This is a genomic window from Paenibacillus sp. FSL H7-0326, assembly GCF_001955535.1.
GTDB lineage: Bacteria > Bacillota > Bacilli > Paenibacillales > Paenibacillaceae > Paenibacillus > Paenibacillus shunpengii.
The window spans coordinates 587,691-601,905 of the sequence record NZ_MPVN01000003.1; the positions used below are offsets into that span (position 1 = coordinate 587,691).

13 protein-coding genes are annotated in these 14,215 nt (G+C 44.2%); 12 read left to right on the forward strand and 1 reads right to left on the reverse strand.

All coding sequences use genetic code 11. From position 1 onward, the window contains the following. The first annotated feature begins 14 nt into the window (after nt 1-14). From BK126_RS18610 to BK126_RS18650, 9 genes are all read left to right on the forward strand, one after another. On the forward strand, nt 15-821 hold the full coding sequence (locus BK126_RS18610; RefSeq protein WP_076314022.1) for a hypothetical protein: 807 nt from the start codon (nt 15-17) through the stop codon (nt 819-821). Continuing rightward, the gene (locus BK126_RS30135) at nt 818-2,716 is read left to right on the forward strand and encodes an FAD-dependent oxidoreductase (protein ID WP_305954046.1); all 1,899 of its coding nucleotides are present in this window, start codon (nt 818-820) and stop codon (nt 2,714-2,716) included. Before BK126_RS18610 ends, BK126_RS30135 begins: the two co-directional genes overlap by 4 nt. A gap of 76 nt (nt 2,717-2,792) precedes the next feature. Then, nucleotides 2,793-3,626 carry an AraC family transcriptional regulator gene (locus BK126_RS18620; protein WP_076314024.1) on the forward strand — a complete coding sequence of 278 codons (834 nt, stop codon included), beginning with the start codon at nt 2,793-2,795 and terminating at the stop codon, nt 3,624-3,626. 14 nt (nt 3,627-3,640) lie between these two features. Further along, a complete protein-coding gene (locus tag BK126_RS18625; RefSeq protein ID WP_076314025.1) occupies nt 3,641-4,606 on the forward strand; it encodes a 2-hydroxyacid dehydrogenase in 966 nt (321 codons plus the stop codon). Nucleotides 4,607-4,983: 377 nt separating this feature from the next. Beyond that, on the forward strand, nt 4,984-6,045 hold the full coding sequence (locus BK126_RS18630; protein WP_076314026.1) for a suppressor of fused domain protein: 1,062 nt from the start codon (nt 4,984-4,986) through the stop codon (nt 6,043-6,045). A gap of 864 nt (nt 6,046-6,909) precedes the next feature. Beyond that, nucleotides 6,910-7,860 carry a LacI family DNA-binding transcriptional regulator gene (locus tag BK126_RS18635; RefSeq protein WP_076314027.1) on the forward strand — a complete coding sequence of 317 codons (951 nt, stop codon included), beginning with the start codon at nt 6,910-6,912 and terminating at the stop codon, nt 7,858-7,860. Between the two features lie 75 nt (nt 7,861-7,935). Continuing rightward, entirely contained in the window at nt 7,936-8,568 is a 633-nt protein-coding gene (locus tag BK126_RS18640) for an HAD family hydrolase (protein WP_256702920.1), read from the forward strand. A gap of 28 nt (nt 8,569-8,596) precedes the next feature. Then, nucleotides 8,597-8,815 carry a hypothetical protein gene (locus tag BK126_RS18645; protein WP_143757755.1) on the forward strand — a complete coding sequence of 73 codons (219 nt, stop codon included), beginning with the start codon at nt 8,597-8,599 and terminating at the stop codon, nt 8,813-8,815. Between the two features lie 220 nt (nt 8,816-9,035). Continuing rightward, nucleotides 9,036-9,329, forward strand: a complete 294-nt coding sequence (locus tag BK126_RS18650; protein WP_076314030.1) for a hypothetical protein — start codon at nt 9,036-9,038, stop codon at nt 9,327-9,329. Nucleotides 9,330-9,475: 146 nt separating this feature from the next. On the opposite strand, the gene pdxR is transcribed toward BK126_RS18650, so the two are convergent. Beyond that, on the reverse strand, nt 9,476-10,954 hold the full coding sequence (gene pdxR / locus BK126_RS18655; protein WP_076314031.1) for a MocR-like pyridoxine biosynthesis transcription factor PdxR: 1,479 nt from the start codon (nt 10,952-10,954) through the stop codon (nt 9,476-9,478). A gap of 161 nt (nt 10,955-11,115) precedes the next feature. Here pdxR and pdxS point away from each other — a divergent pair, with 161 nt between their 5' ends. The 3 genes from pdxS (at nt 11,116) to BK126_RS18670 (ending at nt 14,191) form a co-directional block, all read left to right on the forward strand. Further along, entirely contained in the window at nt 11,116-11,997 is an 882-nt protein-coding gene (gene pdxS, locus BK126_RS18660) for a pyridoxal 5'-phosphate synthase lyase subunit PdxS (protein ID WP_076314032.1), read from the forward strand. Nucleotides 11,998-12,275: 278 nt separating this feature from the next. Beyond that, the gene (locus BK126_RS18665; protein ID WP_076314033.1) at nt 12,276-12,725 is read left to right on the forward strand and encodes a MarR family winged helix-turn-helix transcriptional regulator; all 450 of its coding nucleotides are present in this window, start codon (nt 12,276-12,278) and stop codon (nt 12,723-12,725) included. 71 nt (nt 12,726-12,796) lie between these two features. Beyond that, nucleotides 12,797-14,191 (forward strand): NAD(P)-binding domain-containing protein, encoded by a 1,395-nt coding sequence (locus BK126_RS18670; RefSeq protein ID WP_076314034.1) that lies wholly within the window; start codon nt 12,797-12,799, stop codon nt 14,189-14,191. The last annotated feature ends 24 nt before the right edge of the window (nt 14,192-14,215 follow it).

Consider the following 14,215-nt stretch of genomic DNA (forward strand, 5'->3'; position numbering starts at 1 on the left):
AGGGTGTGATAAGGTTGCATCAGATCGAACAGGTATCAACGGTGATCATAGGCGCTTCATTCCTAGGTTTGGGGCTTGCCTCTCGTCTTGGCCCAGATGTTTTGGTTATCGAGCCTTCTAATGGTGTGGGGAACGAATTCATTCGCAGCTTCCGGCTGTCGGACCGCAAGTATACGCCTGTGACTGCAAGCGGTGTTGAACTGCTTAGGGAGCTTATCCTCAGGAATGTAACGGATGAGGAGGGAAGGCTTCATTTGCCGGGGATGATGCCGGTGATGATCCAGCATATCACCGGACAGAAGCTGCATGTGAGAATGCAGACGCAAGTTGTGGAGGTGCACCTTCGTGACGGAAAATTCAAAGTCGTGTGCTATGATGCCTCGGGATTTCGTTATTTCGTTGCTGACCGTCTGGTGGACACGACTTCGCAGTGTGTCACTAGGAATGGTCAGGGCTGTGTAAAGACCAAGAGCCTGAATATGATGCTGCTCGGTACCTTCGGCACTCATCACTCAGAGGAATCTTCAGCGTACACGATATACCAAGGGCACTTCCCGAACGAAACGGTGTTGAAATTCGCTGTAGATCCAATGGATGACTGGATAATGGCAAGAAGCAAATTGTTCGATTTTTGGCTTAATCGTCCGGAGCCATTGCGTCACTGCTCATTCGTGACGCACGCAGATGAGTTCGATATAGAGCTTGATACGATGCAAGCATCGATTCAACCAGGATGGGACTGGCTGCCTTCCGCCTATTATGCGAATCCGCTGGAAGCCTATGATCAGGGATACAACTTTGAGATTGGGGGTAGACGATGATGCGTTTAATGGAGAAACATGCTGGGGTGATTACGCCATCTGCTAGTAAGGGCGTATTCGAGGATCACTATGACGTTATCGTAGTAGGCCTCGGTACGGCGGGATCCATGGCCGCTATTCGTGCAGCCCAAAGAGGATTGAAGGTGCTAGGGCTTGAGAAGCTCTCTTGCATGGGAGGGACAGGGACGACAGGTGGTGTTGTAGGCTATTACTATGGCAATCGAGGCGGGGTTTTTGAATCCATAGACAGTCAAGTGGCTGCTTACCAGAGGCAAGATGATTTCGTACCTTTCCTAGGTGTGCATTCCGAGATTAAAAACTGGGTAATGGATTCCGAAGCGATGAAGGCAGGCGTCGATGTCGAATACGAATCTTATGTTATAGGAGTGTACCTGGAGGGCCAGGCGGTGAAGGGTTTACGTTGGGTATCACCGAAGGGTGTTCATCAGACTTCAGCTAAGTTCATTATCGATAGTACCGGAAATGCGGAGGTTTGTGAGCTGGCTGGCTGCTCCTTCGATATGGGCAGGGAAATGGATGGGACCTGCCAGCCTTTCTCCAATGTGCAGATGAGATTGTACCCTAATCATAAAGTAGGCAACTTCTATACGGATTCAGGCTACATGGATATCAGTAAGGCGGAGGATGTGACCCGTGCGATCTTCGAATCGAATCTGTTAGGTACCCATTTGCAAGAGCGTTATGATGCAGAATCAATGCTGCTGAAGATCTGTCAGCTGCTAGGTATACGTGAAAGTCGCAATATCGTGGGGGAGGAGAGAGTTACCTTCTCAGATTTTCTTGAAGGCCGGGTGACAAGGGAACCTGTATTTCAAGGCTTCTCCAACTTGGATAACCATGGGAAGGATATGGCGTTCGAAAGCAATACCCAGCAGGATTGGCTTGTCGCAGCAAGCTTGTTCGGTCCTTGCTTCAACGTTCCAATCCCTAGAGAGGCCTTGATCCCAAGAGGATTTGACGGGTTGCTGGCCGCTGGCCGCTGTATTTCGCTTGATCATGACATCGCCTCTGCCATAAGGCAGAAGCGGGATATGGAGAAATGCGGGGAGACCGCTGCGAATATGGCCTATCTGTCCATTTCGGAGGAAGTTCCAATCAGAGAGATTTCCTATGAACAGCTGGTAGAGCTGCAGCTCGAGACCGGGTGCATGAGAGCAGGAGACCGACCTGAATTCAAGGAGATGACACCGCAAGAATCGAATGAAGAGCTAGCTGTCCCCGCTATGAAGTGGCTGAACGATCCGCAAGAGATAAAGGTTGCCTTAAGTTCGGATAAATCGGGCTTTGCTATCTGGTCGGCTAAGCGGTTGGGAGATCAGATGAGGGGAACCTTACAGGAGTGGATGGGTGAGCAGGATTACGGCTTGCTTCGTAAAAACTGTGCGTTGGCACTTGGTTTGATCGGAGATTCTGTTTGTTTGCCTGTGCTGCGGGAGATGGTATATAGCCGAGATCTCTATGTGCCAAAGTCTAGCCGTAAGTTCAATCAACCTCATGTATTTGCAGCCATTTATTTGTTGGGCCGGCTAGAGGATCAGGACATCATGCCAGAGCTGCTCTCTTTCATACGAAGTGAGGCTTTCATTGATAAAATGGATGTAGATCGAAGCAATGATGAATTCATTTTTGATCTCAAGGAGTTATATTTCCAGTTCTTCTCTTTCTCCATGATAGCTGCCATTCGAATCGCGGATGCTTTCCCCGAATGGAGAAGTCAAGTGACTGAGTTGTTAACTAAGCGGCTCGCCGACCCTGAATTAGAATTAGTCATTACTCTAAAAACTCATATTAAAGAAGCGAATGGATTTTTGAAGAAAAATATGAATGACCGGGTTAATTACATTTACGAAAAGCGAGTCCAGCATTGGATTTAATAGGAATCAAATGGCTTTATCTCTTATAATAGGGAAAGGCCATTTTTCCTATTAAATCAGGGTTGGAGGTGCAGGGATGGATCAGGATTTCATGAATCGGTTTATGCCGAGAGTTATCGATGTTTTGATTCGGGATAAGGAGCACTGGAGCAATCACCAATATGAGGTGGAAATCCCTTTGACACGAATGTGTAATATGGGGTATGTCTTCAACGGCGAAGGGAAACTGGAGATTAATGATGAGAGCTATAAGCTGCGCAAAGGGTGTTTTTATCACGTCTCTCCGCCTGGTGTCCGATTGAAGTTTACTACGGAGTCAAGTAATCCGCTATTATATATTGCTGTGCATTTCGATTATCGATTAATGGAGTGGGAAGGACGAGAGTTAATTTCCAAGGTATCTCGTACTTCTTTGCGGCTTCCGCATGTGCTTGAGTTAGAGAGTGTGACGCGGGCAGAAGAGCAGTTTCGGCAGCTGCTTCAGCTGTGGAAGGATAAGGGGCCGGGGTATGAGTGGCGCTCCCGTAATTTTCTTATTCGTTTATTGGATCAACTGGAAGGTATGCAGGCGTCTAAGCCATTATCTGAATTAAGGGCAGAGCACTCGATTCACCGTGCTATGGAGCATGTACATGAACACTTCAGAGAACCATTAAACAGAGAAGAAATGGCACAATATTGCTCCTTGTCGGTCAGTTATTTTTCTCTATTATTTAAGAAATATACAGGATACAGCTATGTTCAATACCTACATAAAGTGCGCCTGGAGAAGGCCAAGATGCTTCTGCGCAATGGATTCGCTCCTGTTTCGGAGATTGCGCGTGATATTGGCTATGAAGATCCGCTATATTTCTCCAAGCTCTTTACGCGGGAAGTGGGCTTATCACCGAGGGATTATCGCAAGGGATAAAGGGGTTGATTAAAATGAAGCCTAAAATCTTTATTACAAGGAAAATTCCATCCAGTGCACTGGACAAGCTTGCATTGATATGTGAAGTGGACCTGTGGGACGAAGAAGAGATCCCTGTTCCCAGAGATGTGTTAGAACAAAAGGTTAAGGATGTCGAAGGCTTGCTGTGCTTGCTTACCGAAGCAATAGATCAGCCCTTGTTAGAGAAAGCGCACCGTTTGAAGGTGGTTAGTAACATGGCCGTCGGCTACAACAACATTGATGTGGCCGAAGCCAGCAGCAGAGCCATTATGGTCACGAATACCCCGGGTGTGCTTACGGAGACTACGGCGGACTTAACCTTTGCTTTATTGATGGCGACCTCGCGAAGGGTTGTGGAGGCTTCCCAATATCTACGGAAAGGCGAATGGAAAACCTGGTCTCCCATGCAGCTGACGGGACAAGATATATATGGAGCGACCATGGGAATCATCGGGATGGGAAGGATTGGCCAAGCGTTGGCGAAACGGGCGAAGGGATTCGATATGCGGGTGCTCTACTTTAATCGGAGTCGCAAGCTTGATGCAGAGCAGGAGAACGGCATAGAATACGCAGAGTTGGATGCTCTTCTAACCCAGTCCGATTTCGTATGCTTGATGACTCCGTTGAGCGATGAGACGTATCATCTTATTGGGAAGCGAGAACTGGAGCTGATGAAGTCCACGGCTGTCTTGATCAACACCGCGCGTGGAGGAATCGTGGACGAGGAGGCCCTGTATGATGCGTTGACGCAGGGCGAGATCTGGGCTGCCGGTTTAGATGTATTCGAGCAAGAGCCCATCCGGATGGATCATCCGCTGCTCAAGCTGCCGAACGTAGTCACACTGCCCCATATTGGCAGTGCTTCCATTCGCACCAGGACGTTAATGGCTGAGTTAGCTGCGGATAATTTAATTCGCGGATTACTTGGACAACGGCCGGAACACTTGGTGAACGATTAACACCGAGTAAACTACTGCTTTAGCTTGGGGAAGATTGATGCACCACGAGAATTCCACATTAATTTGACCGCTATGTCACAGTTAACGGGAAACTTTAGCCTAATATACAGGGAGCAGATTGCCGCATGGTAACTGCCCCCTGTTTTCATTCACGGAATCGACTGAATTATATCATACTCTTCAAGCTCAGTAGGAGGCCGAATTCAAATCGCTTGTTTGGCACAATGGTCAAATAAAAGCTTAAAAAACGGAATTTGGGTACTGGAAAAAGGTATGGAGGGACAAAAAAATGTTCCGATCAGCGATAAGGTATATAACTAATCGGTTTCTGCATGTTATATTAATTTGAATGAGGGCGAATTTGAGGAGGAATACGGATGAAAGAGGAAGAAGATATGGCCCCAGGATGGGATGCCATTGAAGATGCGATGACCAAGCTATACGGAGATCAGAAGCCTATGCACTACGGCTCGTCGCTGCCTGCTATGTTCGGAGGTGATCCGCTGGACGGCATCAGTGTATATAAAGCGGAGCATCCTGCGCCGCATTGGCATATGGTGACTTTTGGATTTACGGAGCTGTACGGCAAGGAGAAGGAGGATAAGGAGCATAGCGGTTTCGGCTTTGAGCTGACCTTCAGGCTGAAGCGCAGCGAGACGGAGGAGCAGCCTCCGGCATGGGCGCTTGACCTACTGCAAAATATGGGAAGGTATATATACAAAAGCGGAAACCGATTCCGGTCGGGTGATTACTTGGATACCAATGGTCCAATCTGCTTGGGTTCGGATACGAAGCTTACAGCGCTATGCTATACGGAGGATCCGGAGCTGCCTTCGATAGAAACGCCAAATGGGCGTATGGAGTTTATCCAAATGATTGGCATTACAGGGGATGAACGAGATGCAATGCAGACGTGGAATTCGCATGCCATGCTGAAAATCTGCGAGCCATATATGCCTTACTATATAACGGATCTCGAGCGGTCATCTTTGCTGATGCTGCCTGCGGTTGCCACAGCGGTGGAGGAAGGCTTGAAGCGTGACGGGTCGAATACGGGCTTCCTGTATGTCAGCCAATTAGGCTGGGAGCCGCCCGTGAAACGGCTGTTAAGAAAATCGCCGGCGGTGCTTACGCTTGGCGCCAAGCAGGCAGAGATTATCGGCAAGATGCTTTCGGGCCGCATTTTGAAGCAAAACCCTCTGTATCTCTCAGGTCCGAACGTTCGGGTAGCGCTGGAGCCGGGAGATAATCCGGTGATTGAAGAAGGTCCGGAGCACATTCGTATCGTGCTGGATGCGGCAACCGTTGCCGAGCTGTCAAGCAAGCTGCGGCCGAAGGAGGAGCTGATTAAGCTATCCTCCTTTAAGGGTCTAACCGTTCAGGTAGCCAAAACGTATATTAAAGACCAGCAAGACAATGTGGTAGAGACGATTGGTTGAAAGTTAACTTATTAAGGCTAAGAATAGGGCTTCTCAAAGGTCATCACAATGAGAGGCTGTATTCCTTTGTTAAGGGCTTGTCTGCATCGGCATTATGGACTTAAATGAGCCTCTACATTAATCTTTCCCATTCACTGTGGGACGGACGGCAATCTGCACTAAAACTGAATAACTTATAAACACTTAAACAAGCCTGTCTTTATAAATAGACAGGCTTGTTTATACTTTTAATATATCAAGTTAAACGAAGAGCTTCTATATGTAGAAGAGCAAACGAAGGCATGAAAGTCAATTGTTATATTGACGGTTCACCAAATTGAATAATAGGAGAATACGTTGTACAATCTCTATTTTAGAGCATGGAACAAAAACATGATTAGTGTTTGATTACAGAAGATGACAAAGAGCTTTGCGTTCTTATAAAAAAATGTGTAGAGCAGGAAAATCTAACTGCTGTGACTGCTACCGGTGGTGCAGCCGGGCTGAGGTTGGCTGATGTCCGGCTTGGATGGTTTTCAAGTGCTTCAAAAAATTAGAGAAACCAGCAATGTTCCTGTTCTGATGCTTTTGTCGGCTATATGGAAACAATCGAAAACGGATTAGTACCCGGGCAGGAAAAAGACAAATATGTTCAAGTAGCTTCTGTTAAATTCCTTACATGTAAAATATTCTCATATTTTAGTAGTGAAAGTTCGCAGCACGGCAGTTTGTTGTGTCGGCTGTGATATTCAATAAACGAATGAAAGAATAAGCGGATTAAAGGGCACAAATGAGAAGTTGTTATAACGTTCATTATGAGACGGACAGATGACGTTGATGGAAATATTCAAGTTGGTTTAGTAAAAAGTGCAGGAGTGTGTATGCGTGGCAAATATTATTGATATTGCAAAGCTAGCAGGAGTATCCGTATCCACCGTATCAAGGGTAATAAACAATCATCCTTATGTCTCGGAGTCGAAGAGGGAAATGGTACAGCGAGTAATTGATGAGCTTGACTTCACTCCAAACCGGTTAGCTGTTGATTTAATCCGTAAGGAAACAAAATGCATCGGTGTGATCATACCATACAACAACAATCAAGCCTTTGATCAACTGCTCCATGGCGTACTCAATCGATCGGTTGAGCATGATTATTCTATAATGGTGCTTCCTACGAAATACGATCCTGCAAAAGAGCTTCGCTGCTTAAACATGCTAAAAAATAAACAATTGGACGGAGTCATTATTACTTCTCGTTCCAATGATTGGAATTCGATCCTTCCGTATAGTAAGTATGGAACGATCGTTGCATGCGAGTTCACTGATCATCCCCAAATTGGGTGCGCCTATATTGATCGTTATGCATCTTTCGTGGACGCGTTCCAGTTGTTGAAGGACAAAGGTCATTCACGCGTCGCGTTTACAACAGCAAGAGGCGAAGAGAGTAGCAGCACACAGCTGACAATAAAAGCATATAAGCAAATATTTGGAGAATTGTCACCAATGTATCATTTGAATGATTGTCAAACGATGGATGACGGGTTTATAGCAGCACAGCGACTGCTTATTATGGAAAGTAGACCCACAGCTATATATGCCAACGGTGATGAGGTCGCGGCAGGGATGTATCAGTGTGCAAAAAACATGAATTTAAGCGTACCGGTGGATCTGGCGATTATTGGCCAAGAAAATCAACCGGTTGGTATTGGACTGAGCCTGTCTACAGTTGATCATCAGTTAGTAAAAGTTGGTGAACAAGCCTTTGATCTTACAATGGATAGAACCAACAATAAGGTAAAGATTCCCTACCAAATCATTATACGTCAGTCTACTTAGCTATTGACCTGAAAAGGATTTCATACTTTAGCATACGAATAGGGGTTCATTACTTATCATGCTAAGGAGGATGAAATGATGTACAAAACCGTTATTTTTGATATTGACGGAACATTAATCAACACAGAACAAGCGGTGTTAGGCTCATTACAGAAGCTGCTGGAGAAGAACTATAATCGGATAATGAAAAAGGAAGATCTCGCATTTGCGCTTGGGATACCGGGAGCCGTATCTTTGGGGCAACTCGGTATCGAAGATATTGAATATGCGAATAAATGCTGGAATGATCTGATGAATGATTTCCGGCATACCATTCACGTATTTGAGGGTTTTCAACAACTGCTTGCTAGCCTGAAGAAACAATCCGTTGCAACGGGTGTCGTGACGTCCAAGACTAAACGAGAGTATCAAGATGACTTCGTTCCTTTTGGTCTCGCTTCTTATTTGCCTTATGTGGTATGTGCAGATGATACAGATCGGCACAAGCCTCATCCTGAGCCATTAGTTAAATTTCTAGATATATCTGATGCAAAGGCAGAAACCTCCATTTACATCGGTGATACGATCTATGATTACGAATGTGCCAGAGACGCCGGAGTAGACTTTGGATTAGCATTGTGGGGATGCAAACAACCTGATGCAATTCCGGCAAAATATAAGTTCGCGAATCCAGAAGATATTCTTGTTCTTTGGGATGACATGAAGTAAGTAATGATACGTAAACAAGGGAGATGAAATGATGAGTTTTAAAGTGACAGAGTACGTTGACGAGAGATTAGTAGAAATTGAAAAATTAAAGAGTGAAACATTCAATTGGTTAAAAAATGTAACCAAGACTGTTGATGAGCTGACAAAAGAAGAGGAAATAGAAATCTTAGAGAAAAAAATGATTTATTATTCTGCTTCTGGTGCGTTAGAGGAGCTAAGCAGATTAAAAAAGAAATTGGATGAATAGTCGATATTGAGCTACTAGCCCCTCATTTGCTCCCGAAACGGACGATCGGAGGATCAGGATAGAGCCTGCAGAGTTTTGTCCTACGGGGAATGCAGGAACTTCACGCGCTGATCCGATCCTTTCCCGAGCGGGGTATTATAGTCGTTCATTAGAACAATAATTTAGTTTATCCATATTGAATAGATTGAGATCAGAGAAGAAGATTCTGAAGAGGTGTATAATGTCAGGCTATCCTATTGAATACCGATTTGAAAAAGGATACTTTCTTATTCATTACTCAGCGACTAAATATAGAGAAGGGGATATCGCTGTAGTTAAACTGTTGGATCGGCCTTTTAAAGATAAGGTAGAAATGATGTTAAACACAAAGAATTATGCTTGCGCAACAAAAGTAGAGTTTCTAAATTTTGATCCAGTAACGAATGAAAAACCAGAGCTACTTTCAGTTGGTCGTTCTATGGAGCAAAGCGAGTTTGATAGGATGTGGGATACGATGAATGGATATTTTGGATAGCTAAAACTACTATGTCGGGGGATAAGAACATATTCCTATTGAGAGTCGCAAATTTTGCGGCTTTTTAGTTTTATATCCCCCTCTACAATCTCATATCGAGACACAAACACAGCAAAAACAATTATGCGATACGATGCCACATTACCTCATACATGAGATCGTATGGCATTTCTTAATCTTAATACACCTTCCTTTAATTCCGAATCAGATAAATGTGCAAAAGATAAATAAATACCATGTTTCGTGCTTAGAGCTGTGGAAGTACTGACTTCCGAGTATATAACCCCTTGTGTTCTTGCTAAAGTCCGGAAGGTATCATAACTCGAGGAATCCCCTTTCCACCAACCAAAAACATGAAGTCCCGCTTCGTTTTCCACCCAATCAAACCAAGTCGAGAGCTCCTGTTTTAATAATTTAAGTAACAGATGAAATTTGCGACTATACAAGCGATTCATCCTACGCAGATGCCGCTCATATTGACCACTTGTCATAAATGCTGCTAAAGCTCGCTGCTCTAATAAATTTACTGGTCTAGGTTCATATAATGCTTGAGCTTTTCTAAATGTATCAGACAATGATGGAGGAAGAACGACATAACCAAGTCGCACTTCAAATGGCAATGTTTTGGTAAAGCTGCCAATGTAGATTACGCGTCCATCTTTATCCAGTGTTTTCAGAGGTTCTACATGCATTCCGCGATATCTGAATTCACTATCGTAATCATCCTCCACAATCAAAGCATCATGACGATGTGCCCAGTCAAGCAAGGTTCGTCTGCGTTCAAGGCTAAGCATTTCACCAGTAGGAAATTGCCTGGATGGCGTGACAAATAACATACGAGCATCCCAATCTTGAGGAACAATTCCTTGACCATCAAGATTGGCTTCAATCAACTTCGCACCCGTAGCCAATACAGCCTGAGAAATTCCGACGTAACAAGGGCTTTCTGTCACCACATGATCACCAGGATCTGCAATTAATTGCGTAAGAAGTGCTATAGCTTGCATGGAGCCTGCAGTCACAGCGATCTGATTCGAATCGACCTGGATTCCCCTCATCCTTCTTAGGTAGGCAGCAATAGCTTCTCTCAATTTTGGCTCTCCCAATGAGTCCACAGTTGCGTAAGTTGTATTGGAGTAATGTTCTCGATGCCGTACCTCCGCATACAGTCGATTGTTCCATTCATCGTAAGGAAATTTGGTTAAATCGGGTTGATATTTGCTAAAGTCAATTAATGCTTCACTTGTTAAGCGGGCAACTGTTGATTGTGTATGTCTTTGAGGTGTTGTTTGCACAAGCTGCTCTATACGATTTCCCCAAGCGGATAAGTGCTGCGGGCTATATTGGGTTGTATTCTCCTCCTTGTTAAACTCACTTTGATAAGCAACAAAGGTACCTCTTCCATGCTGTGAATGAAGATAACCTTGAGAAGTTAACATATCATAGACCTGATTCACGGTTCCTCGAGAAATTTGATACGTTGCAGCTAATTCTCGTGTAGATGGCATCTTCTCACCGTGCAAGAGATTCCCCTCATGAATAGCTTCGCGAATGGCATGATACAGAGCCTTCATCTTGGTATAATGGCGGTTTAAATATGAGCTATAAGCGGCATGAAATTGCATATGACCTCCGTAATTAAGAAAGTGGTACAATGAAATTATAAATTATTGGATCTTTTTAATTGTCAGTTTCCCCTTTATATTAATCCATAGATTCAAGTCAATCAAGAACTGAAAAGAGCTGTGATTAGATTGTTAAACATGGTATAGGGGGAATAGAAGTTATGAGAACAGGTACAGATCGTGTCAAAAGAGGGATGGCTGAAATGCAAAAAGGCGGCGTCATCATGGACGTTATGAATGCAGAGCAAGCAAAAATCGCAGAAGCGGCAGGGGCAACTGCCGTTATGGCTCTTGAGCGCGTCCCTTCCGATATTCGCGCAGCCGGCGGTGTCGCTCGCATGGCAGATCCAACGATCGTTGAAGAGGTTATGAAGGTGGTCTCTATCCCAGTGATGGCTAAGGCGCGTATCGGTCATTACATAGAAGCAAAAGTACTGGAATCCCTTGGCGTAGACTATCTGGATGAAAGTGAAGTCCTTACACCTGCGGATGAAGTGTTCCATATTGATAAACAGGAGTTCACCGTACCGTTCGTATGTGGGGCCAAAGATTTGGGAGAGGCTCTTCGCCGTATTGGTGAAGGGGCATCCATGATTCGTACAAAAGGTGAACCAGGAACGGGTAACATTGTGGAAGCAGTCCGCCATATGCGTCTGATCAATGGTCAGATTCGTAAAGTGCAAAACATGTCCAAGGATGAGCTCTACGCTGAAGCTAAAGTTCTGGGTGTGCCTTACGAGCTTCTGTTTGAAGTTCACGAGAATGGTAAGCTTCCTGTCGTTAACTTTGCAGCCGGCGGTGTTGCTACTCCGGCAGATGCTGCACTAATGATGCATTTGGGAGCAGACGGAGTCTTTGTAGGATCTGGTATTTTCAAATCTGACAATCCTGAGAAGTTTGCTCGTGCCATCGTTGAAGCCACAACACATTATACGGATTATAAACTGATTGCCGAAGTATCTAAGAACTTGGGCACCCCTATGAAAGGGATTGAAATTTCTAAACTGACTGCAGCAGAACGCATGTCTGATCGCGGTTGGTAAGAGGAGAATTAGAGTCACGTATACCCAAAAATCAAACTATACCCTTGGAACTCGTTTCCGAGGGTTTTTTTCTACACGCACTAAAGAATCATTGTTTGGATCTAGATCATGATCGGCAGCGATTAAAGGAAGGAAAACCACCACAACAAAGACCGATATTCAACCCTTTTATGAAGGAGGATGGTAATCGGATACTTACATAAAAATGGAGAAATTCGAATAATATACTTGTAAAATGCAAATATATATTGTATAACTGAAGCAAGAGGTGAGCTTAGATGGAAGAAAGTCCGAGAGAACTACTACAAGTGACTGCACGCCGATTCGGCCTTCTGAATAAGAATTGTTGTAGTGTAGGGACTAATGAAATATCAATGATCCAAAGCCATATTCTTTATGAAATTGATCGACAGCATGAGCCATCTATGCAGCAGATCGCAGATTCACTCGGTATGGATATCACTACATTTAGCCGTCAGGTGCAAACGTTGATTAAAAAGAATTTAGTCAAGAAAACAACACATCCCGAGGATCGTAGAGTATATATTCTACATCTTACGACCGAAGGGAAATTCGTGGCTACAACGATTGATGAGAATATGAACAGTTACTTAAATGAGGTTTTCTCTTTTATGAATGAATTTGAGCGTGAAACTGTTCTGCGATCGATTAAATTATTAAATGAAAGTATGCTTAAATCAGACAAATGCTGTACTCCTATGGGGTGATCTTGAAGATCACCCCATATATAAAATATATACTTGCATATTACAAATAAAAAATAAGTGAGGTATGTGAAATGAAGGAAATCCAATTCAAACAGGTTCAGAACAGTTGTTGTGCTCCTGAAACCAAGCAAGATTTAGTGAAGCCGGACAGTAACCTGTTCACCAATCTTCCTGTTGCCATCATTGGAGCCGGTCCGATCGGACTTGCTGCAGCTGCACACCTTATTGAAAGAGGAGAACGTATTATCATCTTTGAGTCGGGATCTGAGGTTGGAAGTCATATTAAGGAGTGGGGGCATGTACAATTATTTTCCCCTTGGCAATATAACATCGACAAAGCAGCGGCTAGATTACTCGAGAAAACGGATTGGGAAAGACCAAATGATGATGATTTACCTACAGGTAAAGAGCTTTTGGAGCAGTATCTATATCCACTGTCCCGATTGCCTGAAATAGAGTCCAACCTAAAGCTAAATGCAAAAGTAACAGCAGTCAGCAAAAAAGATATGGATAAAATGAAAACCTTAGGGCGTGAAAGCCAGCCATTCATTGTATTCGTGGAGGAAAACCAATTAACAACCCTGTATGAGGCAAAAGCAGTTATTGATGCGACAGGCACGTGGGGGAAAGCGAATCCGATCCATAGCAGCGGGATATGGACGAAAGAAGAAGGAGACCTTAAAGAACATATTTTTTACGGAATTCCTGATATTACAAACAGAGATGGAGAACGATTTAATGGTAAAAAAGTGGCTGTAATTGGAGGAGGGCATTCGGCAATCAATTCAATGCTGGAACTGTCTGAAGATCCAAATACGAAAATTTTCTGGATCATGCGGAAGAGTAAAGTAGGAAATGCGTATGGCGGGGAAGACAATGACCAATTGAAGGCTAGAGGTGCACTCGGAAGTCGAATTCATCGACTTGTAGATCAAGGTAGAATACAGGTCTTTACACCATTCCGTATTCATCAGTTGAAACAAGTGGATGGTAAAATCAATATTATCGGCATGAGCCTTGGTGGAGTAAAGCAAGTTGAGGGCATAGATGAAATTGTTGTGAACACAGGAAGTCGTCCGGATTTCTCGTTCTTAAGCGAGCTGCGACTGAATATCGATCCAACTACGGAGAGTGTAGAAACGCTAGCTCCACTTATTGATCCTAATGTACACAGCTGTGGAACGGTTCGTCCACACGGTGAAAAAGAACTTCGGCATCTGGAAAAGAACTTTTATATGGCAGGCATGAAGAGCTACGGCCGAGCCCCAACCTTTCTAATGGCGACAGGCTACGAGCAGGTGAGATCCATTGCTGCATACCTGGCAGGAGATTACGAAGGCGCCGAAAAAGTAGAGTTGGAATTACCAGAGACTGGCGTATGCAGTATAAATAATGTATCCGATCAAGCTGAGGAGAGCTGCTGTTCTACAACACCTGCTGCTAAAGTGTCTTCATGCTGTAGCTAAGCTAGTGAAACTCAAATATATAAG